Annotated in this window: 22 protein-coding genes and 2 pseudogenes; 12 read left to right on the plus strand and 12 right to left on the minus strand. The window is 70.1% G+C overall.

The genetic code is table 11. The features are described from left to right. Positions 1-2: 2 nt before the first annotated feature. From purB to CLV67_RS38555, 3 genes are read right to left on the minus strand one after another with little or no spacing between them, the layout of a single operon-like run. On the minus strand, positions 3-1,424 hold the full coding sequence (gene purB, locus CLV67_RS38545; protein WP_106327656.1) for an adenylosuccinate lyase: 1,422 nt from the start codon (positions 1,422-1,424) through the stop codon (positions 3-5). After that, a complete protein-coding gene (locus CLV67_RS38550; protein ID WP_106327658.1) occupies positions 1,421-2,665 on the minus strand; it encodes an MFS transporter in 1,245 nt (414 codons plus the stop codon). Before CLV67_RS38550 ends, purB begins: the two co-directional genes overlap by 4 nt. Beyond that, on the minus strand, positions 2,662-3,192 hold the full coding sequence (locus CLV67_RS38555; RefSeq protein WP_106327660.1) for an ArsR/SmtB family transcription factor: 531 nt from the start codon (positions 3,190-3,192) through the stop codon (positions 2,662-2,664). The genes CLV67_RS38550 and CLV67_RS38555 overlap by 4 nt, the downstream gene beginning before the upstream one ends. A 127-nt stretch (positions 3,193-3,319) precedes the next feature. On the opposite strand from CLV67_RS38555, the gene CLV67_RS38560 reads away from it, so the two are divergent. Next, entirely contained in the window at positions 3,320-3,772 is a 453-nt protein-coding gene (locus tag CLV67_RS38560) for an SCP2 sterol-binding domain-containing protein (protein WP_106327662.1), read from the plus strand. An 808-nt stretch (positions 3,773-4,580) separates the two neighbouring features. Here CLV67_RS38560 and CLV67_RS38565 read toward each other — a convergent pair. Then, on the minus strand, positions 4,581-5,225 hold the full coding sequence (locus CLV67_RS38565; protein ID WP_106327664.1) for a response regulator: 645 nt from the start codon (positions 5,223-5,225) through the stop codon (positions 4,581-4,583). A gap of 367 nt (positions 5,226-5,592) precedes the next feature. Then, on the minus strand, positions 5,593-6,741 hold the full coding sequence (locus tag CLV67_RS38570; RefSeq protein WP_106327665.1) for a sensor histidine kinase: 1,149 nt from the start codon (positions 6,739-6,741) through the stop codon (positions 5,593-5,595). Between the two features lie 178 nt (positions 6,742-6,919). Here CLV67_RS38570 and CLV67_RS38575 point away from each other — a divergent pair, with 178 nt between their 5' ends. Beyond that, positions 6,920-7,501, plus strand: coding sequence for a hypothetical protein (locus CLV67_RS38575; protein WP_106327667.1), 582 nt, complete (start codon positions 6,920-6,922; stop codon positions 7,499-7,501). Here the strand turns inward: CLV67_RS38575 and purD are convergent. Continuing rightward, positions 7,491-8,732, minus strand: coding sequence for a phosphoribosylamine--glycine ligase (purD, locus tag CLV67_RS38580; RefSeq protein ID WP_106327669.1), 1,242 nt, complete (start codon positions 8,730-8,732; stop codon positions 7,491-7,493). The genes CLV67_RS38575 and purD overlap by 11 nt on opposite strands. 91 nt (positions 8,733-8,823) lie before the next feature. Here purD and CLV67_RS38585 point away from each other — a divergent pair, with 91 nt between their 5' ends. The 3 genes from CLV67_RS38585 to CLV67_RS38595 all read left to right on the plus strand — a co-directional run bounded on the left by CLV67_RS38585 (position 8,824) and on the right by CLV67_RS38595 (position 13,045). Then, positions 8,824-10,116, plus strand: coding sequence for an adenylosuccinate synthase (locus CLV67_RS38585; protein WP_106327671.1), 1,293 nt, complete (start codon positions 8,824-8,826; stop codon positions 10,114-10,116). Then, a complete protein-coding gene (locus tag CLV67_RS38590) occupies positions 10,116-11,069 on the plus strand; it encodes a diacylglycerol kinase family protein (protein WP_106327673.1) in 954 nt (317 codons plus the stop codon). The genes CLV67_RS38585 and CLV67_RS38590 overlap by 1 nt, the downstream gene beginning before the upstream one ends. Positions 11,070-11,299: 230 nt before the next feature. Then, positions 11,300-13,045 carry a MinD/ParA family ATP-binding protein gene (locus CLV67_RS38595; protein ID WP_106327675.1) on the plus strand — a complete coding sequence of 582 codons (1,746 nt, stop codon included), beginning with the start codon at positions 11,300-11,302 and terminating at the stop codon, positions 13,043-13,045. Positions 13,046-13,117: 72 nt separating this feature from the next. Here the strand turns inward: CLV67_RS38595 and CLV67_RS38600 are convergent, their stop codons facing one another. Together CLV67_RS38600 and CLV67_RS38605 are read right to left on the minus strand one after the other, a co-directional pair. Further along, positions 13,118-13,540, minus strand: coding sequence for a DUF3151 domain-containing protein (locus tag CLV67_RS38600; protein ID WP_106327677.1), 423 nt, complete (start codon positions 13,538-13,540; stop codon positions 13,118-13,120). A gap of 64 nt (positions 13,541-13,604) precedes the next feature. Beyond that, positions 13,605-14,594 carry an ADP-ribosylglycohydrolase family protein gene (locus CLV67_RS38605; protein WP_106327679.1) on the minus strand — a complete coding sequence of 330 codons (990 nt, stop codon included), beginning with the start codon at positions 14,592-14,594 and terminating at the stop codon, positions 13,605-13,607. A gap of 57 nt (positions 14,595-14,651) precedes the next feature. Here CLV67_RS38605 and CLV67_RS38610 point away from each other — a divergent pair, with 57 nt between their 5' ends. From CLV67_RS38610 to CLV67_RS52880, 3 genes are read left to right on the plus strand one after another with little or no spacing between them, the layout of a single operon-like run. Continuing rightward, positions 14,652-15,839, plus strand: coding sequence for an SLOG cluster 4 domain-containing protein (locus CLV67_RS38610; RefSeq protein WP_106327913.1), 1,188 nt, complete (start codon positions 14,652-14,654; stop codon positions 15,837-15,839). A gap of 27 nt (positions 15,840-15,866) precedes the next feature. After that, a complete protein-coding gene (locus tag CLV67_RS38615) occupies positions 15,867-16,265 on the plus strand; it encodes a hypothetical protein (protein ID WP_106327681.1) in 399 nt (132 codons plus the stop codon). 39 nt (positions 16,266-16,304) lie between these two features. Then, a complete protein-coding gene (locus tag CLV67_RS52880; protein ID WP_203737251.1) occupies positions 16,305-16,616 on the plus strand; it encodes a hypothetical protein in 312 nt (103 codons plus the stop codon). 10 nt (positions 16,617-16,626) lie between these two features. On the opposite strand, the gene CLV67_RS38625 is transcribed toward CLV67_RS52880, so the two are convergent. Continuing rightward, entirely contained in the window at positions 16,627-17,142 is a 516-nt protein-coding gene (locus tag CLV67_RS38625; RefSeq protein WP_106327915.1) for a hypothetical protein, read from the minus strand. A gap of 117 nt (positions 17,143-17,259) precedes the next feature. Then, the gene (gene fbaA, locus CLV67_RS38630; RefSeq protein WP_106327683.1) at positions 17,260-18,285 is read right to left on the minus strand and encodes a class II fructose-bisphosphate aldolase; all 1,026 of its coding nucleotides are present in this window, start codon (positions 18,283-18,285) and stop codon (positions 17,260-17,262) included. Between the two features lie 347 nt (positions 18,286-18,632). Between fbaA and CLV67_RS38635 the strand changes: the two genes are divergently transcribed. Continuing rightward, positions 18,633-18,815, plus strand: coding sequence for a hypothetical protein (locus CLV67_RS38635; RefSeq protein ID WP_106327685.1), 183 nt, complete (start codon positions 18,633-18,635; stop codon positions 18,813-18,815). A gap of 4 nt (positions 18,816-18,819) precedes the next feature. Here the strand turns inward: CLV67_RS38635 and CLV67_RS38640 are convergent, their stop codons facing one another. Both CLV67_RS38640 and CLV67_RS38645 read right to left on the minus strand, forming a co-directional pair. Beyond that, the gene (locus CLV67_RS38640) at positions 18,820-19,833 is read right to left on the minus strand and encodes an LCP family protein (protein ID WP_106327687.1); all 1,014 of its coding nucleotides are present in this window, start codon (positions 19,831-19,833) and stop codon (positions 18,820-18,822) included. Next, positions 19,830-20,318, minus strand: coding sequence for a SigE family RNA polymerase sigma factor (locus tag CLV67_RS38645; protein ID WP_307833877.1), 489 nt, complete (start codon positions 20,316-20,318; stop codon positions 19,830-19,832). Before CLV67_RS38645 ends, CLV67_RS38640 begins: the two co-directional genes overlap by 4 nt. A 91-nt stretch (positions 20,319-20,409) precedes the next feature. Between CLV67_RS38645 and CLV67_RS38650 the strand changes: the two genes are divergently transcribed. The 3 genes and pseudogenes from CLV67_RS38650 to CLV67_RS38660 all read left to right on the plus strand — a co-directional run. Next, positions 20,410-21,765 (plus strand): 3' terminal RNA ribose 2'-O-methyltransferase Hen1, encoded by a 1,356-nt coding sequence (locus tag CLV67_RS38650; RefSeq protein ID WP_106327689.1) that lies wholly within the window; start codon positions 20,410-20,412, stop codon positions 21,763-21,765. Beyond that, positions 21,762-24,259, plus strand: a pseudogene (locus tag CLV67_RS38655) (polynucleotide kinase-phosphatase). The gene CLV67_RS38650 and the pseudogene CLV67_RS38655 overlap by 4 nt, the downstream one beginning before the upstream one ends. A 75-nt stretch (positions 24,260-24,334) precedes the next feature. Continuing rightward, positions 24,335-25,111: pseudogene (locus CLV67_RS38660) on the plus strand (DedA family protein); the annotation flags it as partial. Between the last annotated feature and the right edge of the window lie 268 nt (positions 25,112-25,379).

Genomic DNA, 25,379 nt, shown 5'->3' on the forward strand with positions numbered 1-25,379 from the left:
GGCTAAAGGATCGGCGCGGGTGCGTACGCCGCCGCTGACGGGTGCTGAGCAACGATCTCGGCGACCCGGTCGGCGACGGCACGCACCTGCGCCGGTGCCGCTCCGACGAACGCCGCCCGGTCCGCGACCAGGGTGTCGATCTCGGCTCGTGACAGCCTGAGGCGCTCGTCGGCCGCGAGACGGTCGAACAGGTCGTTGACCGCCGCGCCCTTCTCGCGCATGGCCAGAGCCATGCCGACCGCGTGCTCCTTGATCACCTCGTGCGCGACCTCCCGGCCGACGCCCTTGCGCACCGCCGCGACCAGCACCTTCGTGGTGGCGAGGAACGGCAGGAAGCGGTCCAGCTCACGACCGATCACCGCCGGGTACGCCCCGAACTCGTCGAGCACGGTGAGGAACGTCTGGAACAGCCCGTCGGTGGCGAAGAACGCGTCCGGCAGGGCCACCCGGCGTACCACCGAGCAGGAGACGTCACCCTCGTTCCACTGGTCGCCGGCCAGCTCACCGACCATCGACAGGTAACCGCGGACGATCACCGCGAGACCGTTGACCCGCTCCGACGACCGGGTGTTCATCTTGTGCGGCATCGCCGACGAGCCGACCTGACCGGGCTTGAACCCCTCGGTGACCAGCTCCTGGCCGACCATCAGCCGGATCGTGGTGGCCAGCGACGACGGGCCGGCGACGATCTGGGCGAGAGCCGAGACCACGTCGAAGTCGAGCGACCGCGGGTAAACCTGGCCGACGCTGGACAGCACCCGGTTGAAGCCGAGGTGCGCGGCCACCTTCTTCTCCAGGTCAGCGGCCTTCTCGAACGAGCCGTCGAAAAGATCCAGCTGGTCGGCCGCGGTGCCGACCGGGCCCTTGATGCCACGCAGCGGATAACGACCGATCAGATCATCGAGACGCTCGTACGCGATGAGCAGCTCCTCGGCGGCCGAGGCGAACCGCTTGCCGAGCGTGGTGGCCTGCGCCGCCACGTTGTGCGAGCGTCCGGTCATCACCAGGTCGGAGTGCTCGACGGCGAGCGCGGTCAGGCGGGCCAGCGCGGCCACCACCCGGTCGCGGATCAGCTCGAGCGACGCACGGATCTGCAGCTGCTCGACGTTCTCCGTGAGGTCGCGGGACGTCATTCCCTTGTGGATCTGTTCGAACCCGGCCAGCTCGGAGAACTCCTCGATGCGAGCCTTCACGTCGTGCCGGGTGATCCGCTCACGCGCGGCGATCGACTCGAGGTCGACCCGGTCGAGCACCGCCTCATACGCCTCGACGGCGCCGTCGGGCACGTCGACGCCGAGATCACGCTGGGCCTTGAGGACCGCCAGCCAGAGCTTGCGCTCCATCCGGATCTTCTCCTCCGGGGACCAGAGGGTGACGAGGTCGGCGGAGGCGTACCGGGCGGCGAGCACGTTCGGGATGGTCACGGGACCGATTCTGTCACGGGCCGCGGCCCGTCCTCCGGCAGCCGGTGACGCAGGGTGCGTACGTCACGGCTGGCCAGCATGCCCAGCACCGCGACGACGGCCACCACTCCGGCCCCGATCAGGGCCGTCCGAAGACCGGTCACCTCGGCGATCGGGCCGATCACCACCTGCCCCAGGGGAATCGCGGCGAAAGAGCCGACCATGTCGTACGAGTAGACGCGCGCCAGCCGGTCGGCGGGCACGTGTTCCTGCATCGTGGTCTCCCAGGCGATCCCGAACTGTTCGAGTGTCAGACCGGTCACGAACATGGCCAGGAACAGCGCCCAGAGCTGCGGATAGCCGCCCAGCACGAACAGCGGCAGCGCCATGCCGAAACAGCTGACCACTCCGACGAGCAGCAGCCGGCGCAACTTCAGGCGCATGGCCAGCACCGCTCCGAGAAGCATTCCGGCAGTCTCGGCGGCGAGCACCAGCCCCCAGGCCGGGCGGCCGATGGTCTGGTCGGCAACGGCCGGGCCTAGCACGTAGAGCCCACCGGTCCACGCCGCGTTGAGCAGCGAGAATCCGACCACCACCACCCACAGCCATGTGCGGGACCGGAATTCCGACCACCCGGTCCGCAGGTCGGCGAGCACGTTCGAGCGCTCCCCCGACCGGGCCGGCATGGGGACCCGGACCAGAGCGAAACAGAACCCGGCGACGACGAACGCGGCCGCGTCGACGGCGATCCCCACACCGGGGCCGGTCGACGCGACCACCACGCCGGCGATCGGGGAGCCGAGGACCATCGCGCTGTTCAGGCAGATCCGGCTGAGAGCGATGGCCTGCAGGCGCATCCTCTCGGGCACGGTCGACGGCAACAGTGCCGCGCTGGCCGGGAGCGCCACCGCGCTGGCCACACCGTTCGCCACCGACAGGGCAATCAGCAGCGGGATCGTCGCGGACCCGGTCAGCACCAGGACAGCGACCGCCGCCTGGGTCGCCGCCGCGGCGGCGTTCGACCCGACCATCAGCAGGTGCCGCGGCAGCCGGTCGGCCAGCACCCCGCCGAAGAGCAGGAACAGCACGTTGGCCAGGGTGCGGGCGCCGACGACGAGGCCCAGGTCACGGGCCGAACCGGTCAGGTCGAGGACGGCGAAGGCGAGGGCGATCGGCGCGAACGAATTGCCCAGCGCGTTGACGGTGCGGCCGGCGAGCAGGAATCGGTACGGGATGTGCCGCAGCGGCGCGAGCGCGTTCACTCCGCCGCCTCCTCTCGCAGCTGGAACATGCCGACCGTCGTGCTGGTGCGGACAGTGCCGGGAGTACGTGGCGGCCGGGCAGCCCGGTGAAGGTCGTCAACGGCCTCCGAGATCCGGTCGCGGATGCTCAGCCAGACATCGGGCTCGACCCAGAAGTCACCGTCGGCGAACAGACCCGCGCCCTCGACGAAGCGGGCGTCAGCGCTGCGCCGGATCAGCTCGTGGGCGAGCGTGGCGAGCTCAGCGCGGCGTTGCTCGTCAGACCAGGGCGCGCGGGGCTCGCTGTGTACGTCGTACCGGTATCTCTTGGCCACGCCACCGCGGATCTTCTCCTCGCCGGCCACCACGATCAGGCCGCCGGAGAGAAGGTTGCGCAGGTGGTAACTGGCGTTGGCGTGGGTGAGCCCGAGCTCGCGGGCGACCTCGGCCGCGGTCATCTCCGCGCCGGTCAGCAGCGACATGATCTGCAGCCGGACCGGGTGGGCCAGCGCTCGTAGCGCAGCCGTCTCGCCGCCTCCCAAAGACATGTTGGGCAGTCTAAGGACGCACTCCCCCAACTGTCCAATGGTTATTTGGGAGTGGCACACTGCACGAACACGCGGCATTCTCGCTAAAGTTACCGGCGGGTAAACCGGCATTCCGAAAGGCTTACTGATGACTGATTTCAGCCCCGAGGCGCTTTCCGCGATCGGCCCGAAGGAGTTCACTCAGCTCGTCAAGTCGACGCCGGACTCCAAGATCACTGAGGTGATGGGCTCGGAGCGGCGTACAAAGATCCTCGACGAGGTCTTCAACCGGATGCCCACACTCTTCCGCGCCGACCGGGCCGGCGACACCGCCACCGTGATCCACTGGATCATCACGGGCGGCCCCGAGGGCGCCTCGGACACCTACGAGACGGTGATCGAGAAGGCGACCTGCACCGTGACCAGCACCCCGGTCCGCGACCCAAAGCTGGCGATGACCATGGACGGCCTGACCTTCCTCAAGATCGTCTCCGGCACCGGCAACCCGGTGATGCTGTTCATGACCGGCAAGATCAAAACCAAGGGCGACGTCACCCTGGCCACGAGCATCCCCAAGCTCTTCGACATCCCCAAGGGCTGACCCCGCCCCATCTCACCTTCTCCACCGCAATCCGCCATCTCGCCCCACCGCCGCCATGCACCACCGCGACGCATGGCTTCCATGCACCACCGCAACGCACCACCGCCCATGCACCACCGCAACGCACCACCGCCCATGCACCACCGCAACACACCGTCCCATGCACCACCGCAACACACCGTCGCTATCCACCACCTCCGCATTACCGCCACCTGCACTCACCACCTCCACGTCAGACCTTGTGAGTTTCGGTCGCCCCAGGCGGCGCAAGCCCACAAGATCTGGTGCCGGAAGCGCGGAAGCGCGGAAGCGCGGAAGCGCGGAAGCGCGGAAGCGCGGAGCGAAAGCCGCAGATTATGTGGAAATCGGGCGCCTCGTGCGGCGAAACCTACAAGATCGACGTGTGGAGAGGGCGGCACCGAACGAGGCCGCAGATCATGTGGACTTCGGGCGCCTCGGGCGGCGGAAGTCCACAAGTTCGGCGCGGAAGGAAGACGGCACCGAACGAGGCCACAGATCATGTCGACTTCGGGCGCCTCGGGCGGCGGAAGTCCACAAGATCGGCGCGGAAGGAAGACGGCACCGAACGAGGCCACAGATCATGTCGACTTCGGGCGCCTCAGGCGGCGGAAGTCCACAAGATCGGCGCGGAAGGAAGACGGCACCGAACGAGGCCGCAAATCATGTGGACTTCGGGCGCCTCGGGCGGCGGAAGCTCACAAGATCGACGCGGGGCGAGGTACGGCCGGGCGAGGTACAGCCGGGCGAGGTACGGCCGGGCGGGGCAGGGTAGGTCGGTGTGGCGGCGTCAGAGGAGTCCGCGGTCTCGGGCGTAGATCGCGGCCTGGGTTCGGTCGCGGAGGCCGAGGCGGGACAGAATGTTCGAGACATGGTTCTTGACCGTTCCCTCGCTCACGAAGAGCCTCGCCGCGATCTCACGGTTGGTGGCGCCTCGGGCGATCAGCCGTAGGACCGCCTGTTCCCGATCGGTCAGGTCTACGCGGGGTGTCGCCGCCACCGGACTCCGGTCCAGGGCCGTGACGAGCCGCTGCAGCACCGCGCTGTCGTGCTGGTCGACGCCCGCGCTCGCCAGCCTGATCGCCCGGGCCAGGTCCTTCGGCGGCAGGTCCTTGAGCAGGTAGCCACCGGTCCCGGCCCGCAGTGCCCGGACGACGTACTCCTCGTCGTCGAAGGTGGTCAGCATCAGCACCCGGCAGGCCGGCAGTCGCTCGCGCAGCAGCTCAGCGGCCCGCAACCCGTCCAGGACCGGCATCCGGACGTCCATCAGCACCACGTCTGGTGTGGTGGCGAGGGCCAGTTCGACGGCGGCACGGCCGTCCGCCGCGGTGCCCACCACCTCGATGCCCGGCTCGATGCTCAGCAGCGATGCGATGCCCTCCCGGATCAGAGCCTGGTCATCGGCGACCAGCACACGAACCGACTCGCCGTTCACCGCGCCGCCACCGGAATCCTCATCGCGCCACCAGAACCCACGCCGCCACCGGAACCCCCATCACTCACCGCACCCACCAGAACCGCACCCCACTAAAGAAAGCCGCACCCCACCAAGAAGCCACCCCCACCAAAGAGCCGCGGCCCACCAAAAGCCGCACCCCACCGGGCCTGCCACCGCCACCAGGACCCGCACCGCTCACCGGGCCGCCGCCGAAGCCGCGCCGCTCACCGGCCCACCAGCAAAGCCACGCACCTGGTCACCGCCGGAACCCCGCCACCCACCGAACCGCCGCCGGAACCCCGCCACCCACCGGGCCGCCGCCAGAACCCCGCCGCGCACCGAACCACGGCCAGAAACCCGCCGCTCACCGGGCCGCCGCCGGGACGCTTGCCGTGATCCGCGTGCCCTGGCCGGGACTCGATTCGACCCGCACGGTCCCGCCCAAGGCTGCCAGGCGCTCACGCATCCCGGACAGGCCGCCGCCGGAGGTGGCGTCCGGCTCGAAACCGCGGCCGTCGTCCTCCACCTCGAGCACCGCGTCGTCCCCGGCGTTGCGGAACGCCACCCGGACCAGGCCCGCGTCGGCGTGCCGGCGGGCGTTGGTCAGTGCCTCCTGGGCGACCCGGTACAGCGCCTCCGGGCCGGCGCGGCCGGGCACGTCCGGGCCGTCGACGTCGAGGACCACCCGGAAGTCCGGGTCGTCCAGGCCTTCGACCAGCGCGTACAGGGCTGCGGCCAGGGAGAACGGCTCGGCTCGGAGGGCGCCGACGGACTCGCGTACCTCCCGTAGGGCACGTCCGGCGGTCCGGCGCGCGTCGGCGACCGCACGGTCGGCTGTCGACGGGTCCCGCTCGCGGAACGCCTCGGCCTTCGCGAGCTGCACACTGATGGCGGTCAGATGGTGGCCGACGCTGTCGTGGATGTCGCGGGCCAGGCGGTTGCGCTCGCTTGCGGCGCTCAGCTCGGCGACCCGCTGCTGTGTCGCGGTCAGCTCCTCGACCAGGCGTTCCGCCTGCAACCGGCTGCGCCGCTGTTCGGTAGCGATCGACGCGGTGGCCACCGTCAGTGCCAGCCCGATGAAGAGCATGAACAGGTCGGAGACGACCTCCGGATCGGGCTTCCCACCGGTGACCGCGCTGGCCCGGATCAGGGCCGCGACGACGTAGACGGCCGCCAGGCTGATTCCGGCGGCTCGACCCAGGTAGAGGTACGCGAAGAACGGCACCAGCACGTAGAGGGCCCGGGAGAATCCCGCGCCGTCGGCGGAGTGCACCACCTCCAGCAGCACCATCCGGACCAGCAGCAGGGATGCCGCCCAGTTCCGGGACCGCGGCCGCCGCCAGTCCACCTGTTCGACGACCAGCAGCGCGGCCAGCCCGGCGAGGAAGATCGCGAGCTCACGGCCCGACCAGTCGGGGGCCAGTCCGGCGCCGACGTAGTAGATCCCGGTGAGCATCACTGCGATGTAGAGGAGCGAGGCCATCCAGCGCAGTGGCGGAGCATCAACAGCCATGACGCCACGCTAGGTGACGCCGACCTGGCCGGACCACCGCTGCCGTCGATGTCTGGCCACAGGTCATGTGCCGTTCGGACGTCACTGTCCGGCGAAGATGCGCCGCGCGGCACTGTCCCCGCCGAGGGTGGCCCGGCCAACGTTTCCGGCATCGAAGCCGGAACCAAGGAGCCGTACCGTGTCCGATAGATCCCTCTACCGTCTCGCCGCCCTGGCCGGGCTGGCCGGCGGCGTCCTCACCCTGGTCGCTGTCGCCCGCCGGGCCGGCCTGATACCGGAGAACGCCTTCACCCACGCTCTGGCCCCGCCCGCCACGGCGATGCTGCTGCTCACGCTGACAGCGCTGTACCTGTGCCAGAGGCGGGAGACGGGCCGGCTCGGCCTGGCCGGGTTCGTGCTCAATCACCTGGGCCTGAGCGGGCTCTTCGCGATCGAGTTCCTCACCCACGCGGTCCTGCAGTATCTGGACGCGGCGGCCCGGGAGGCCGTGCTCACCGGGCCGGGACGGCCGTACTTCCTGGTGGTGGCCTTGATCTTCATGGTCGGGGTGCTGCTGTTCGGTGTCGCGTCGTGGCGTGCCGGTGTGCTGCCCCGCGGCGCGCTCGCGCTGTACGTCGTCGGGCTGTGCACGGCCGCGCTGCGCACGTCCGTCCCGGAGTGGGCCTATCTGGGCGGGCTGGTCGCCGGGTCCGCGGGCGTCCTGTGGCTCTCCGTCACGCTGCTGCGGGACGCCTCGCGGCCGGCTCTCGTCACAGCGTGATGCGCCCCTCGACGGCGCGCAGGGCGATGTCCGTGCGGAACTGGGCGCCGTCGAGCCGGATCCCGTCGACCAGGGCGTAGGCGGCCTCGCGGGCGCCCGCCAGGTCGGCTCCGGTCGCGGTCACGCTGAGCACCCGGCCGCCGGCCGAGACCAGCGCGCCGTCGGCGTTGCGGGCGGTACCGGCGTGGATGACGCCGGGCCGTTCGGCACCCTCGATCACGTCGCCGGTCCGGGGCACGCCCGGGTAGTTGTGACTGGCCACGACGACGGTGATGGCCGAGCCGGACTTCCAGCTCAGCGGCCCGTGCTCGGCGAGCGTGCCGGTGGCGGCCGCGTTCAGCAGGCCGGCCAGCGGCGTCTCGAGCAGGGCGAGCACCACCTGGGTCTCCGGGTCGCCGAAGCGGGCGTTGAACTCGATCACCTTCGGGCCGTCCGGGGTGAGCGCGAGCCCGACGTAGAGCAGGCCGGTGAACGGGGTGCCCCGCTTGCGCATCTCGGCGAGGGTCGGCTCGACGGTCTCGCGGAGCACACGCTCGGTGAGGTCGGCCGGAGCCCAGTCGAGCGGGGCGTAGGCGCCCATGCCGCCGGTGTTCGGGCCCTCGTCGCCGTCGAGCAGGCGCTTGAAGTCCTGCGCGGGCATCAGCGGCGCGACCGCGGTGCCGTCGGTGACCACGAAGAGGGAGACCTCGGGGCCGGGCAGGAACTCCTCGATGACGACCTTGCCGCACGCCTCGGCGTGGATCAGGGCCTCTTCGAGGTCGTCGGTCACGATCACGCCCTTGCCTGCGGCCAGGCCGTCGTTCTTCACCACGTACGGCGTGCCGAGCTCCTCGAGGGCAGTCTTGGCCTCGGCAACGGAGGAGCAGTCGAACGAGCGGGCGGTCGGGACCCCGGCAGCGGCCATCACCTCGTTGGCGAACGCCTTCGAGCCCTCCAGCCGGGCCGCGGCAGCGCTGGGCCCGAAGCAGGCGATGCCCTTGGCCCGCACGGCGTCGGCGACACCCGCCACCAGCGGGGCCTCCGGGCCGATCACGACGAGGTCCGCGCTCAGCTCGACGGCGAGCGCGGCGACCGCGGCGGGGTCGGTGGCTTTCACTTCATGGAGCTCGGCATGCTGGGCGATGCCCGGGTTGCCCGGGGCTGCGGCCAGGAAGTCGACGGACGGGTCGGCGGAGAGGCCGACGGCAAGCGCGTGCTCGCGCCCACCGGAGCCGATCAGAAGTACGCGCACGACGGCCCATCCTACCTAGGTGGCCGTCGCGTAAACTTCGGCAGTACCCGGGCTCCTCCAGGTACGACCTTGGGGAAAGGCATATCTAAAAGTGCCGGTGATCGTGTTGGTCGGCGCCCAGTGGGGCGACGAGGGCAAGGGTAAGGCCACGGATCTGCTGGGTGACCGGCTCGACTACGTGGTCAAGTTCAACGGTGGCAACAACGCGGGCCACACCGTCGTCATCGACGGTGAGAAGTACGCGCTCCACCTCCTCCCGAGCGGAATCCTCTCCCCGGGGGTCGTACCGGTGATCGGCAACGGTGTCGTCGTCGACCTCAACGTGCTGTTCCAGGAGATCGACGGGCTCGAGGCCCGCGGCATCGACACGTCCCGTCTGCGGATCAGCGCGAATGCGCACGTCATCGCCTCGTACAACCGCACGCTCGACAAGGTCACCGAGCGGTTCCTCGGCTCGCGCCGGATCGGCACGACCGGCCGCGGCATCGGCCCCACCTACGCCGACAAGATGAACCGGGTCGGCATCCGCGTGCAGGACCTCTTCGACGAGTCGATCCTGCGGCAGAAGGTCACGGCGGCCCTCGGTTTCAAGAACCAGGTGCTGTCGAAGATCTACAACCGGACCGGTGCGAAGGTCGACGACGTCGTTCAGGAGCTTCTGTCGTACGTCGAGCGGCTGCGGCCGTACGTGGCGGACACCGCGCTGGAGCTCTCCCAGGCCATCGACGGCGGCAAGGTCGTGCTCTGTGAGGCCGGCCAGGCCACTCTGCTCGACGTGGACCACGGCACCTACCCGTTCGTGACCAGCTCGAATGCGACGTCTGGCGGCGCCTGTACGGGCTCCGGCATCCCGCCGACCCGGATTGACCGGGTGGTCGCAGTGCTCAAGGCGTTCACCACCCGGGTCGGCGAGGGCCCCTTCCCGACCGAGCTGCACGACAAGTTCGGCGACTACCTGCGTGAGGTCGGTCACGAGTACGGCACCACCACCGGCCGCCCGCGGCGGATCGGCTGGCTGGACCTGGTGATCGGCCGGTACGCGCAGCGGATCAACGGGGTCACCGACTTCGCCATGACCAAGCTGGACAACTACGACGGGCTCGACGAGATCCCGGTCTGTGTCGCCTACGAGGTCAACGGGGTCCGTCACGACGAGATGCCGGTCAACCAGACCGACTTCCACCACGCGGTCCCGATCTTCGAGACCCTGCCCGGCTGGAAGCAGGACATCTCCGGCTGCCGCAAGTTCGAGGACCTCCCGCAGGAGGCTCAGGACTTCGTCGAGTTCGTCGAGGCCCGGATCGGCGCCCGGATCTCGATCGTCGGCGTCGGCCCCGGCCGCGAGGCGGTCATCGAGCGGCACTCGGTGCTCGGCGGGGTCTGATGTTCGACGTCGTACTGCTCAGCCTGGCCGAAGGCTCGGGTGAAGGTGACGGCTGCGGTTCGGGCTGCGGCGGCTGCAACGCCGTCTGCGCCACCCCGCGGACCCCGGTGCTCGCCTGCGCGGACGCGCTGCGGGAGGCCGGGGCCGGGGTGGAGACCGTGCTGGCCGGCTCGGACGCCGAGATCGACGAGGTGCTGGCCCGGTTCGACGGTCCGGCCCGGCCGGACGGTTTGACCTGGCCCGATGCGGACACCAAGCTGCGCCTCGTGGTGGCCAGCGCGACCGACGGGCAGCTGCGTGCCGTGATGCGCCGCCTGGTGCGCCGCTATGCGCCGCCGCCCAGCAAGCGCCCGGAGGATCTGCCCGCGCAGCGGACCGTTCCGGACCTGCCGCCGATCGCGATCCTGCCGCTCGACCCGGGCAACACCGAGGATCTGGCGGCTCAGCTCGGCCTTCCGCGGACACCCGCCGAGGTGGCCGCGGCCGTGCTGAACGGCACGGTCCGCCGACTGGACCTGCTCCGCAACGACGGCGGCTCGGTGACGCTCGACGGGGCGCTGCTCGGCGGCTCGGACGACAACGGCCGGGCCGTGCCGTGGCGGGGCCGGGTGGAGGTCGACGACGCCGTGCTGACCGACGGCGAGGAGCCGGTGCTGGCCTGCGTGATCGGCAACAGCGCCGGTTACGCCGAGTTCGACGGTCTGCGGCTGCTCGCCGACGGCGACCCCACCGACGGCCGGGTCGAGGTCGCGGTGGCGGTTCCTGTCGTGGTCAAGAAGCTTTTCAAGAACACGCGGGTACGGGTGGAGGTGCGCCGCACCCGGGGCCGTGCGGTCTCCGTACTCCCGCGTGGGGGTGATCTTCAGTTCCTCGACGACGGGGTGGCCGGTTCCACCAGCCGCAAGCGGTCGTGGTGGACCGAGGCGGGCGCCTGGGCGGTCTACGCGAGCTGACGCCGTTCTCCGAGATCGACCCTGGTTCCCGATGGAGCCGGGGTCGATTCCGTTTCTCCGGGTTTCTCGTCCTATGTCGGGTCTCACGAGTCGTGCCGGGTTGAACAAACGTATGTACGGGACACTTCCCGGGCCACTGCCGCACGGGACCGTACGCGACAGAATCTGACGGCCGTGCAACTCTGGACGGGCACTTCAGTCAAGATTTCGTGATACCGGAGGTCTCATCCGTGGCGGACGAGAACGCCGACCGTGTCTATGTCCCGGGAGCCGAGCCCGCTCCGCCCGCCCGGGACGTCGAGCCGTTCTGGGCGGACGAGCCCGAGACGCCGGTGCACGGCCGTGCCGTGCCACTGGCCGATCGGACGCCACCGATCGGGATGGTCCAGGTCGAGCCGGGGGTGTTCCGGCCGGCCGACGGTCCGCCCCTGCCACCTGGCGTGCACGTGCCGGTGCCGCGGGTGCCGGTCGCCGAACGCCCGGATACGGCCGTTCCCGCTGAGGGACACACGGTGACGCCCTGGTCGCAGCCGCCTGGCCGACCGGAAGTCCCGGCGGTCCCGGCATCGCGGGACGCGGCCACGCCGCCGGCGACCCGGCCGGTCGTGCCGCAGCCGGCGCCGGCGGTCCCTTCGCTTTCTCGCCAGCCGCCGCCTTCGGGTTCTTCGCAGCCGGCCCAGCCGGTCGTGCCGCAGCCGGGGCCTTCGGTCACTTCGCAGCCCGTTGCGGCGCGCCCGACGCCGGACTCGTGGCCGGCTGGGCACGCTTCCCCCGTACCGCAGCAGCCTTTGCATGCACCGGAACCGCCGCGACCCGCGGCTGAGACCCGGACCGACGCACCCGTCGCGCCGGAGTTGCGGCAACCCCCGCAACCGGCCGTCCATGAGGCGACGCCAGGGCTGCCGAATCCGTATCCGCCCACCCCTGTCGAATCGTTCCGGCCGGTCGAGTCGTCAGCCCCGGCCGAGTCGTTTCCGCCGGTCGAGGATGCTCCGCGGCCTGCTGAGGCGGACCCCTTCCAGGAGCTGAACTGGATCGCCGAGGCCACTCCGACGGCTGAGGAGTTCGCACGCCGGCGGCTGGCTCGTCCGGCGCAGCAGTCCGCCACCATGGGTGCGCGGGCGATGCTCCAGAAGGGCATGTTCGGCCTGGTCAAGCTGGCTCCGGGACAGCGTGAGCTGGAGTACAAACAGGACGTGGAGATGGTCCGCCGCAACTTCGGTGGGTTGCGGCAGGTCACCGTGGTGAACCCGAAGGGTGGCGCCGGGAAGACCGTGGCCGTGCTACTGCTGGCCATGACGTTCGGGCAGAAGCGCGGCGGGTATGTGCTGGCCTGGGACAACAACGAGACGCAGGGAACCCTGGGCATGCGTGCCCAGCAGGATTTCCACGCCCGCACGGTCCGGGACATGATGCGTGATCTGCATCTCTTCCAGGGCGCGCAGGGGCGGGTCGGTGACCTCTCGCAGTATGTGCGTGCCCAGGGCGAGGGCATGTTCGACGTGCTCGCGTCGGACGAGTCGGCGACGGCCGGCGAGATGCTGACCGCGAACTCGTTCGCCGAGATCCGTGACGTGGTGAGCCGGTTCTACAAGCTGATCTTCGTGGACACCGGGAACAACGTCCGCGCGGAGAACTGGCAGGCTTCGATGGATGCCACCGACCAGCTGGTGATCACGATGTCGGCCCGTAACGACTCGGCCGAGACCGCCGCCCGAATGCTGGACCACCTGGAACAGGGCGGACGCCGACGGCTCGTCCGCCAGGCTGTGACTGTCGTCACCATGCCGCCGACCCGCAAGGACATCGACCTCGACTGGATCCAGCAGCACTTCGCGGCCCGAACCCGGGCGGTGCTGGTGGCTCCCTACGAGCGCTTGATCGACTCGGGTGAGCCGATTCGCTACGGCGAGCTCTCGGGCCAAACCAAGGACGCCTGGCTCAAGATCGCGGCTGCCGTGGCCGACGGCCTCTGAGAGGCGCCTGTTCACAGATCTTGTGAGGTTGCGCCTCGATGGCAGCCGCAACCTCACAAGATCGGGCTTGGGCTACGTCAGGGCGTCGGCAGCGGCCGGGTCGCTGTCACGCAGGAACTGGGCGCACCGGGCCGCCTCGTCCGCCTCGCCGATCGAGGCGGCGGCCTGCGACAGCGCGTGCAGGCAGCGCAGGAAACCCTGGTTCGGCTCGTGGGACCAGGGCACCGGGCCGTGCCCCTTCCAGCCGTTGCGGCGCAGCGCGTCGAGCCCTCGGTGGTATCCGGTGCGGGCGTACGCGTACGCGGTGACCGGCTCGTCGGCGGCCAGCGCCGCAGCGGCCAGGGGCGCCCAGGCGGCGCTGTAGGAGGGGAATCTGGCGGCGACCGCCTTGAAGGCCTGCTCGGAGCCCGTGGCGGCGGCTTCGGCCAGGGCCTTGTCGGCCTCGGCGTCGGCGGGCAGTCGGGTGGCCGGCGGCTCGGGAAGGAGGTTCTGCATGCCCTCATTCAACCCGGCCGGGCCGCGATCATTCCGTCGTGGTCGCGTTTCGCGAGGTGAATATTCAGTCCCAGGCCGCTCCGAGGCGGAAGAGCCGGTCCGCGTACTCGATCTGGGTCTGCCATTCGGCCGGCCAGGCGGACAGGCCGAGAGCCGCGCCCGCGAAGGCTCCGGCCAGGCAGGCTATCGAATCGGAGTCGCCGGACGAGGCCGCGCCCCGGCCGACGACCGCGACCGGCTCGTCCGGCGAGATCAGGTAGACGTAGAGCGCGGTGGCCAGCGCCTCCTCGGCGATCCATCCGGCGCCGGTACGCAGACAGGGGTCACCGGTGTGGTCGCCGCCGGCCAGTGCCTCCTCCACCCGGTCCAGCGCGGCCGCGCACTCGTCCCAGCCGCGGGCGATGAACTCCTCCGGCGAGCTCACCGCGGGACGCTGCCACAGCTCACCGAGCCAGTCGCCGCGGTAGACCTTGCGCTGCTCGGCGCAGCGGTCCCGCAGCGCCGCGAGCAGGTCCGACGGCGCGAGGCCGCCACGGAGCCAGAGGACGGCGTACGCGGTGAGCTCGCTCGCCGCCAGTCCGGTCGGATGCCCGTGCGTCAGGGCAGCCTGGAACTGCGCCGCCCCGGCCCGCTGGTCGTCGGTCAGCCCCGGAATCAGGCCGACGGGGGTGACCCGCATGTTCGCCCCGCAGCCCTTCGAGTCGGACTGGGTGGCCCGGGTCCACGGCCGGCCGTCGGCCAGGTTGCCGATCGCCCGCAGGCAGGTCATGCCGGGCGCCCGGTCGTTCTCGGGGCTGGCGGCCCACTCCAGGAATCGCCGCCGCAACACCGGCTCGAGTTCGTCCGGGGTGATGGCATGGGCCTCGAGCAGCGCCTCACCGACCGCGAGCGCCATCTGAGTGTCGTCGGTCACCAGTGCCGGCTCACCGACCAGCTGCCGTGGGCCGCCGGGACCGTACCTGGCCACGATCGTCGCGTACTCCTGGAACTCGGTCGGTTTTCCGAGCGAATCCCCGTAGGCGAGACCGAAAAGTGAACCCGTGGCAGCACGCATGCGGACAACTCTAGGTTCGTCGTCAACGACGTGCTCGGTACGAGCAAGATGGACGACATGCCCGATCCGCTGCAACCAGTTCTGGGCGGCGACGCGCCCTTCGACGCGACCGCCGACGAGATCGAGACCCGAGCCGAACTCGAGGTGCACCTGGCCAAGAACACCCTGGCCGGTCTCTGTGTGCTCGGCCTCCGTCTGGACCGTGAACCACCCGACCTGAGCGGGGTGGACGTACGCGACACCATGTTCGTCGGCTGTCATCTGGCCGGTGAGGAGGTGGAGATCGACCTGATCCGGCGTGGTGCCCACGTCATCCCGCCGTTCGACGGACGGCCGTACCCGACCCATCCGGCCCTGCTCTACACCCCGGAGGACCTGTCCGCCGGTTTCGCCGAGCACGGCTTCTCCGGCATGTACGACACCGTTGTCTACGACCACTTCGTGGCGCACGGTGGCGCGGTCCCGGACATCCGGGAGGCGCTCGCCCAGCGGCTCCACGACGCTGGGATCGACAACGCGCTCGGCAAGGCGCTCAACGAGTGGGCGCACGCGAACGGGCCGGGCGGCGCGATCGGGATCATGGGCGGGCATGCGGCGCCACGCGGCTCGGAGCCGTACCGGATGGCCGCCGCCCTGGCCCGTCGCCTGGCCGGGGCCGGTCGTCTGATCGTCACCGGCGGTGGGCCGGGCGTGATGGAGGCGGCCAACCTGGGCGCCTACTTCGCCTCGTCGGAGGAGTCCGAGCTGGCCGCCGCGATCGACCGGCTCGCGGTGTCTCCGCAGTTCATGGACCATGAGCCGTACACGGCGGCGGCACTGGCGGTGCGCCGGGCGCATCCACTGCCGGAACTCGACGTGGCGGGGCGGCTGCGGCACGGCGGTCTGGCACTGCCCACCTGGTTGTACGGCCACGAGCCGGCCAATCTTTTCGCAGGTCAGATCGGCAAGTACTTCTCCAACGCGGTGCGGGAGGACTCGATCCTACGGCTGGCCCGTGGCGGGATCGTCTTCGCGCCGGGCTGGGCCGGGACCGTGCAGGAGATCTTCCAGGCCGCGACGAAGACGTTCTACGCCACCGACGGGCCGTCCGGGGCGTATGTGTTCCTCGGCGTCGAGCACTGGTCGAAGCTGCCGGTCGCCGACCTGCTCGGGCCGCTGCTGGCCCGTTCGCCCCATGGTGACCAGTCCCATCTGATCGTCGTCACCGACTCTCTGGACGAAGCCATGGCCGCCCTCTCCCGGTGATGGCGTGGTTGTCGCAGACTGCTGGCCATGGAGATGTTGCTGTTCGTCCCAGCGGGTCTGGGCATTCTGATCGCGGTGTTCGCCGTGGTGGCCGCTGTGCGGATCGCCCGGCGAAACGCCCGCGCCGCCTACCTCCAGGTCCGGGACGCCCGCAGGCAGTACGGCAACTCCTGGCCGGCCACCGGTTTGCACTCCCCTCATCACCACGGTTCCACCGGCAGCACGTGGCACGACGACTCGTCGTCCAGCGGCTCGTCGTCCAGCGGTGACGGCTCGTCGTGGAGCGGGGACAACGGCGGCTCGTGGGGCGACAGCGGCAGCAGCGACGGCGGCGGTTCGTGGAGCGGTGACAACGGCGGTTCCTCGACCAGTGACAGCGGCAGCTCTTCGAGCGGGAGCACCGACAGCGGCAGCAGCAGCTACTGATCGGTAGCTGTAGTGGCGCGGCTACCGCACACTGCAGCCATGGATCTCACCGTGGTCTTCATCGTCCTCATCTTGCTGGTCGCGGTATGGCTCGTGGCCAAGATGATCAACCGTTCCCTGCGTGGCGGCTCGTCGCGGCGCCGCTCCCGGTCGCACAGCGGCATGGGCTACCCCTACTACGTCGACGGCAGCAGCGGCTCCTCGGATGACAACTCGTCGTCGTCGAACGACAGCGGGGGCGGCGGCTGGTGGAGTGGCGGAGACAGCGGCGGCTCCTCCTGGGGCGGCGGCGACAGCGGCGGCTCCTCCTGGGGCGGCGGCGGTGACGGTGGCGGCGGCGGCAGTTACTGACCGCCGCTGATCAGGCGACGTGCACGCGGCGCCAGTGCGCTGCGGGCAGGTCACCCTCGGGGACGTCGGTGATGCCGTTCTCGTCCATCGCGTTGTAGACGGCGAGGCGCGCGCCGTCGAAGAGGAACTCGACGGCATGCAGCACCCGGGGCCGCCAGTCGGCCGAGGTCGTCCGCTCGATGACGTTGACGGCCCGCAGCGACCGGCCCCGGGCCTTACGCAGTGCGGCGTGCGGGTCCGAGCGCCAGTCGAAGTGTTCGTAGAGGTCGACCGGCAGCATCGTGTCGATCTGATCCCAGGTGATCGCACACTCGTCGAACTTACGGTGGGTGATCTCCACGCGACTCAGTCCGAAGTCGAGGATCACCGGTCCGTCAGCGAACCAGCCACGTTGAGCGACGTCCCACATCAACTGGCTTGATCGCAGTTTCCGGCCGATGAGCCGCACGAACATGTGTCGATGGGTCGCGGCGAGGGCTTCGGCATCGTGATGCCACTCGGGTTTCCAGCCCTCGATTCCGAGCACGACCACCGTCCCGCCGATCTTGATCGGTCGATCGTACCCATCCCTCTGCGTCACCCCGCAACACGAGAACGGCCGGTCCCTCCGAAGGGGACCGGCCGTTGTCGGCGAATCGGGTAATTACTTGCCGAGCGAGGTGCCGGCCGAGCGGAGGTGCTGCGAGGCCTCGACGACCCGCTTGGCGAGACCGTTCTCGGCGAGCTTGCCCCAGGCGCGCGGGTCGTAGGCCTTCTTGTTGCCGACCTCGCCGTCCACCTTGAGCACACCGTCGTAGTTGCGGAAGAAGTGGTCCGCGACCGGGCGCGAGAACGCGTACTGCGTGTCGGTGTCGATGTTCATCTTCACGACGCCGTAGTCCAGGGCGCCGTGGATCTCCGACAGCAGCGAGCCGGAGCCGCCGTGGAAGACCAGGTCGAGCGGCTTCTCCTTGCCGTACTTCGCGCCGATCGCGTCCTGGATCTCCTTGAGGATCTCCGGACGGAGCTTGACGTTGCCCGGCTTGTAGACGCCGTGCACGTTGCCGAAGGTGAGGGCGGTCAGGTAGCGGCCCTTCTCACCGAGGCCCAGGGCGGCGGCGGTGGCCAGGCCGTCCTCGACGGTCGAGTAGAGCTTGTCGTCGATCGCGGCGGAGACGCCGTCCTCCTCGCCACCGACGACGCCGACCTCGATCTCGAGGATGATCTTGGCAGCCGCGGTCTTGGCCAGCAGCTCCTCGGCGATCTGCAGGTTCTCGTCGAGCGGCACGGCCGAGCCGTCCCACATGTGCGACTGGAAGAGCGGCGCCTGACCCTTGGCGACGCGCTCGGCGGAGATGTCGATCAGCGGCCGGACGAACCCGTCGAGGTGGTTCTTCGGGCAGTGGTCGGTGTGCAGCGCGATGTTGATCGGGTACTGCTTCGCCACGTGGTGGGCGAACTCTGCCAGCGCCACGGCGCCGACGACCTTGTCCTTGATCGTCGGGCCCGAGACGTACTCGGCGCCACCGGTGGAGATCTGGATGATGCCGTCGCTGCCGGCCTCGGCGAAGCCCTGCAGGGCCGCGTTGAGGGTCTGCGAGGACGTCACGTTGATCGCCGGATAGGCGAAAGCGCCGGCCTTGGCGCGATCGATCATCTCGGCGTAGACCTCGGGAGAAGCGATAGGCATCGGATTTGCTCCTTGCTCATTTTCACGGTCAGCAGAGGGCAGGACCGCGCTGTCCTCCAGCAGGCAAGTATTCCGCAGTTGCGGTGCGTAGTGGAAACCGCCTCAAAATCAGCCAGTCGATCCCGACACAAGGCTCATACGGGACACTCGCTGTCGGGGCATGTTCGTACTTTCGGGGCACATCGCTGCTAGTGGTGCCGGAGTTCTGTTCGCGCTCAGTGGCGCCGCCTCGACCGGTCGCAACGAACGGCGCCGAGGTCGTCGCAGCGGAACCCGGATTGCCCGGCATCCGGCCCGGCGAGCGCGCACCATGAGAGAAAGTCGGCGATGGACGAAGGGGGCCGAGGATGACGTACCCGATGCGCGAGATCGCCCTGGAGACTCCCGAGGGTGACGCGGCAGAGCAGGCGACCACGGTCCCCGGATGGCAGGACGAGGACTTCGACGACCGGCCCGTCGTGAGCGAGGCCAACGAGTGGGACGCTCACGAACAGAACCGGATCGTCGAGTTCGACGACGACTACCGCTGAGCCGTCACCACCGGTCCACGTATTCGGGGTGCGCCGCCGCCCACTCGGCCACCCTGTCATCCCGGATCGCCGAGTAGAGGCTCGGCCCGACGCCGGGATAGATCGCCTCGCTCTGACCGCCCTCAGGCCCGCTGGGCTTGGTGACCCCGATGCCGATCAGCTGGGGCTCGTCGAGCGAAGCGGCAACCCGCAACAGCGCGAGCCGGTCCCCGTCGATCTGCAAGCCCTTTCCCGCGCGGGTCAGCAGTGCTTCCAACTCGGACAGGCCGACCCCGTCGGCCATCACCGCGCCGGCGAGCGCCCGGAAGTACGCACGGTTGTTGTGATCCCGGTCGTACGACCCGTTCGGCAGCTGCCATCTCCCCCGCAGGAGTGGTTCCACCTCGTCCGGGCCGATGTCCTGGCAGCCCGGCGGAATGGCCTTGCGCCCGGAGTGCGCGACGATGCCCTCCCGGACGCACATGGTCACGTCACCGACCGCCGCGCTGACCGCCCGCAGCGCCCGGAAGTCGACCGTCACGGTCGCGTCCAGCTCGATGCCGGTCAGGTTCTCCACCGCGTCCCGGGTGGCGGCCGTCCCGCGCATCAGGGTCTCGTTGAGTCTCTCGCCGTCGGCCAGCGCCCCGCCCCGCGGCAGGCTGATCAGATAGCCGTGTCTCCGGTCGGCGCCCAGGTGCACGATCATCACCGTGTCGGCCCGCTGATCGCCGGCCGCCCAACGGGTGCGATGGTCGCTGCCGATCAGGAGCACGTCGAGCGGACCGCCCTGCGCCGCCGGGGTCGTGGCCGCCGGCGTGTCCACCGGCTGTCCCCCGTGCCGAAGCCCGTTCAGCACGACCGGTGCGGACACCCCGGCGAACACCACCGCGGCGGCCACCCCGGCCGTCCTCCGCCAGGCACGGCGGCGCTTCGCACGTACCCAAGCGAAATCGATCTTTGTCCGCACCGGCCCGGCGGCCGGGGCGCTCGCCTCGTGCCGCGCGAACGTCGCCCGGAGTTCTTCCTCGATCCGGCTCATGGGGTCACCACCAATTCCGCCCGGAGCGTGCCGAGCCCTCGCGAGATGGCCGAGCGGACCGTGCCGACCTGGCAGCCGAGGATGTCGGCGATCGCCTGATCGGGCAGGTCCTCGTAGTAGCGCAGGACGAGGGCCGCCCGCTGGCGGCGCGGGAGTTTGGCCAGCAGGCTCCACATGCGGTCGCGCTCGGCACTCTCGTCGGCGTGGTCGGAGGCGACCGGGACGGCCGGATCGGGATCGGCTCGCAGCAGCACCCGCCGCCACCATGACCCGCGCCGCAGATCGATGAACTGGTTGGTGAGAATCCTGCGTACGTAGCCGTCGGGCGAGTCGCTGCGGGCCACCCGCCGCCAGTTCAGCTGGACGCGCACCATGGTCTCCTGCACCAGGTCCTGTGCGGTGGCGGGGTCGCCGGTCAGCATGACGGCATACCGCAGCAGCGCGCTCAGCCGGCTGTCGGCGAATTCCTCGTAGGTCACGGTCACCTCCGCTCCTACGACGGGTACGGACCGGGGAATCATTGCGGTGCCGCGCAAATCGATCGCCGGATTCGTGTCCCGCTGACACGATCGTCTGGTGCTGCTCACTCTGACGACCACCCACCGGCCCGCCACCGACCTGGGCTATCTGCTGGTCAAGCACCCCGGCAAGGTGCACTCGTTCGGCATGCCCACCGGTACCGCGTACGTCCTCTATCCCGAGGCGGACGAGGACCGCTGCACCGCCGCCCTGCTGCTGGACGTCGACCCGCAACTGCTGCGGGCGCAGAAGGACGCCTTCGAGTTGAGCCAGTACGTGAACGACCGCCCGTACGCCGCCTCCAGCCTGCTCTCCAGTGCACTCGCGAAGGTCTTCCGCAGTGCCCTGCGCGGCGCCTCGAAGGACCGGCCGGACCTGGCCGCCGTCCCGATTCCGCTGGAGATCCGGGTGCCGGTGCTACGCGGCACGCCGGACCTGGTCACCCGCCTCTTCGAGCCGCTGGGCTGGTCGGTCACGGCCACCCCGATCCCGTTCGAGCCGGAGATCGGCGGCGGCAGCCGTTACGTCGACGTGCTGCTGACCGGGGAACTGCGCGTCGCCGACGCGCTCAACCACCTCTATGTGCTGCTGCCGGTGCTCGACGACGCGAAGCATTACTGGGTCGCCCCGGACGAGATCGAGAAGCTGCTGCGCTCCGGTGAGGGCTGGCTGGCCGGGCATCCGGAGAAAGTGCTGATCGCCCGCCGCTATCTGGCGCATCGCCGCTCGCTGGCGACCACCGCCCTGCAGCTGCTGGAGGCCGACCAGCCGGTGACCGAGGAGGAGTCCGAGCTGCCGGTGGCCCGCCGGGCCCCGCTGGCCGAGCAGCGCCGGGACGCGGTCCTGGCCGCCCTGGCCGAGGTGAACGCGTCCCGCGTGCTCGACCTGGGCTGCGGCGGCGGTGCCCTGCTGACCACGCTGGCCAAGGACCTGAGGTTCACCGAGATCGTCGGCGCCGACGTGGCCACCCGCACGCTGGAGGTCGCCGCTCGCAAGCTGAAGCTGGACCGGCTGCCGGAGCGGCAGAAGGACCGGATCCGGCTGATCCAGACCGCGCTCACCTACCGTGACGACCGGCTGCGGGGGTTCGACGCGGCGGTGCTCATGGAGGTCATCGAGCACGTCGACCTGCCCCGGCTGCCCGCCCTGGAGACGGCCGTCTTCGGACACGCCAAGCCCGGCGCCGTCATCGTGACCACGCCGAACGTCGAGTACAACGTGCATTACGAAGGGCTGACCGGGATGCGTCACTCGGACCACCGCTTCGAGTGGACCCGGGCCGAGTTCGCGGACTGGGCGTCTCGAATCGCTGATCAGTACGGCTACACCGTCACGATCCGCAGTGTCGGAGAGTCCCACGAGACCACCGGCGCCCCGACCCAGCTCGCCCTGTTCAAGGTGGTTTCCGCATGATCATCGACGTTCCCGAGCTGTCCCTCGTCGCCCTGGTCGGCATCTCCGGCTCCGGCAAGTCGACCTTCGCCCGTACGCATTGGAAGCCCACCCAGGTGCTCTCCTCGGACTTCTTCCGGGGTCTGGTCGCCGACGACGAGAACGACCAGTCGGCCTCCTCGGACGCCTTCGAGGTGCTGCACTACGTGGCCGGCAAGCGGCTCGCCGCCGGCCGGCTCACCGTGGTCGACGCCACCAACCTGCAGTCGCACGCACGGGCCGGGCTGGTCAAGGTGGCCCGCGAGCACGACGTGCTCCCGGTGGCGATTGTGCTGGACGTTCCCGAGGCGCTGGCCTGGGAGCGCACTCAGGCGCGCGAGGACCGTACCTTCGGCCGTCAGGTCCTCACCCGGATGCACCGTGACCTGCGCCGATCCCTCAACCAGCTGGCCAAGGAGGGCTTCCGCAAGATCCATGTGCTGCGCGGAACGGAGCAGATCGAGGCGGCCGAGATCCGGTACGAGAAGCTCTTCAACGACCGCAAGGACGAGCACGGGCCGTTCGACATCATCGGTGACGTGCACGGCTGCCGCGCCGAACTGGAGGCGCTGCTCGTCAAGCTGGGCTGGGAGCTGGTGCGCGACGACCGGGGCCGTCCGGTGGACGCCGTGCACCCGGACCTTCGCAAGGCCGTCTTCGTCGGCGACCTGGTCGACCGCGGACCGGACTCACCGGGTGTACTGCGCCTGGTGATGGGCATGGTGGCGGCCGGGCACGCGATCTGTGTGCCGGGCAACCACGAGAACAAGCTGGCCCGCAAGCTGAACGGCCGCAACGTGCAGCTCACCCATGGCCTGCCGGAAACCCTGGAACAGCTCGCCACCGAAGACCCGGCCTTCGTCGCCGAGGTGCGCACCTTCATCGACGGCCTGGTCAGCCACTACGTGCTCGACAACGGCAACCTGGTGGTGGCGCACGCGGGGCTCAAGGAGGCGTACCACGGGCGGGCCTCGGGCCGCGTGCGGAGCTTCGCGCTCTACGGGGAGACCACCGGCGAGACCGACGAGTACGGCCTGCCGGTCCGCCACCCGTGGGCCCGGGAGTACCGCGGTTCCGCGGCGGTCGTCTACGGCCACGTGCCCACGCCGGTCCCCGAGTGGATCAACAACACCATCTGCCTGGACACCGGCTGCGTCTTCGGCGGCGCGCTGACCGCACTGCGGTGGCCGTCGCGGGAGCTGGTCGCGGTCCCGGCCGCGAAGGAGTACTACGCCCCGGTCAAGCCACTGTTCACGACACCCGCGCGGAGCGACGAGGGGCTGGACATCGCGGACGTCATCGGACGGAAACACATCGATTTCGGGTACGGGAGGACGACCGTTCCCGCCGAGAACGCGGCCGCCGCCCTGGAGGTCATGGGCCGGTTCGCCGTCGCCCCGGAGACGCTGGTCTGGCTTCCGCCCACGATGGCCCCGTGCACCAGCTCGACGGTGGACGGTTACCTCGAGCACCCGTCGTCCGCCTTCGCCGACCTGCGGGCCGCCGGGGTGGATCGGGTGGTGTGCGAGGAGAAGCACATGGGTTCCCGCGCCGTGGTGCGGGTCTCGGCCTCCGGCACCGGAGACGCGATCTGGACCCGGACCGGCCGGCCGTTCTTCGGTCCCGAGCTGGACGAGCCGCTGCTGGCCGGGGTCCGGGCCGCGGCCGCACCGATCTTCGACGAGCTCGACACCGACTGGCTTCTCCTCGACGCCGAGCTGCTGCCCTGGTCGGCGAAAGCGGGCGGCCTGATCCGGGACCACTACGCCGGGGTTGGCGCAGCCGGCCGGGCCGCCCTGTGCCGGCCGCGCTGTCGGTGCTGGAGCAGGTGGTCGCACGTGGTCACGACGTCGCCGAGCTCCGGGACCGTCTGGAACTGCGGTCGGCCGAGATCGCCGGGTACTCGGCGGCGTACCGGGCCTATGTGAAGCCGACGGACGGACTCGACGGGGTCACACTGGCACCCTTCGCGATCCTGGCCGGAGCCGGCGTCTCGTACGCGAAAAAAGACCATGACTGGCATCTCGGGCTGGCCGATCGCCTGGTGGCGGCTGACCCGCGGCTCTTCACACCGACCCGCCGGGTGATCGTCGACCTGGCCGACCCGGCGTCCGAGGCGGCCGCGACCGAGTGGTGGCTGACACTGACCGGCGCGGGCGGGGAGGGCATGGTGGTCAAGCCGTGGGCCGGGCTCGCCGTGAACGACGGTAAGGGCCGACTCGTACAGCCGGGGGTGAAGTGCCGGGGCCGGGAGTACCTGCGGATCATCTACGGACCCGAGTACACCCGCCCTGAGCAGCTGGAACGCCTCCGGCAGCGCAACCTGGGCCGGAAGCGGTCCCTCGCGCTGCGCGAGCACGGGCTCGGCCTGGCGGCACTGGACCGGCTGGCCGAGGGCGCGCCGGCCTGGCGGGTGCACGAGCTGGTCTTCGCGATCCTGGCCGCGGAGTCCGAGCCGGTGGACCCCAGGCTGTGACCGTCGAGTCACTCCCCGGAGTGCACAGGATTCATACAGGTACCGGCCTTGAGTGGGCCGGTACCCTGGCTCCTCGTGGACATCCAAGCGCTCACCGAGCCGCTCGCCCTGAACCCGCTGGACCCGAAGGACCTGCTCAGCGCCTTCGGGTTACCGGGTGTCCTTGCGATCCTCTTCGCGGAGACCGGCCTGCTGGTCGGCTTCTTCTTCCCAGGGGACTCCCTGCTGTTCCTGGCGGGCGTGGCTGCCTCCGAGGTGGCCAACTCGATCTTCGGTGAGGGCGCCCAGATCTCGATCGTCGGCCTGCTGATCGGGGCGCCGATCTGTGCCATCATCGGCGCCCAGTTCGGCCACTGGCTGGGCGCCAAGTACGGGCGGCGGATGTTCGACAAGCCCGACTCGAAACTGTTCAAGAAGGAGTACGTCGAGAAGGCGGAGTACTACTTCGAGAAGTTCGGCCCGGCCAAGGCCGTCGTGCTGGCACGCTTCATCCCGATCGTGCGGACGTTCCTCAACCCGGTCGCCGGCACCCTGGGCATGCCTGCCAAGCAGTTCTTCCTCTGGAACGTGGTCGGCGCGATCCTCTGGACCGACGGCATCATCCTGATCGGCTACCTGCTGGCCGAGCAGATCTACGCGGCCATCGGCGACAAGATCGACCGCTACATCCTGCCGGTCGTGGTCCTGATCGTGCTGGTCTCGGTGCTGCCGATCCTCATCGAGATCCTCCGGGAGCGGAAGGCCAAGAAGCACGGCCTGAAGACCGCGGAGCCGGCCACCGCGATCGGCGTGGTCGCCGCCGCGAGCGTCGCGGGCCTCGCCGACGCCGCCCGCGAGGAGTACCACGAGCACTTCGACCACAACCACCACCAGCAGCAGCAGGCGGCCCCGCAGCAGCCCGCGTACCCGCAGCAGGGCTACCAGCCCACCCCGCAGGCGTACCCGCCCCAGCAGCCGGCCTACCCGCCGCAGCAGCAGCCGCAGTACCCGCCCCAGCAGCAGTACCCGTCCCAACAGCAGTACCCGCCGCAGCAGCAGTACCCGTCGCAGCAGTACGGCTCGCCCCAGTCCTACGACGACCAGCAGTGGCCGCGGAGCTGAGCTGGAGAACACGAAAGGC

Origin of the sequence: Actinoplanes italicus (assembly GCF_003001815.1) — a bacterium.
Lineage (GTDB): Bacteria > Actinomycetota > Actinomycetes > Mycobacteriales > Micromonosporaceae > Actinoplanes > Actinoplanes italicus.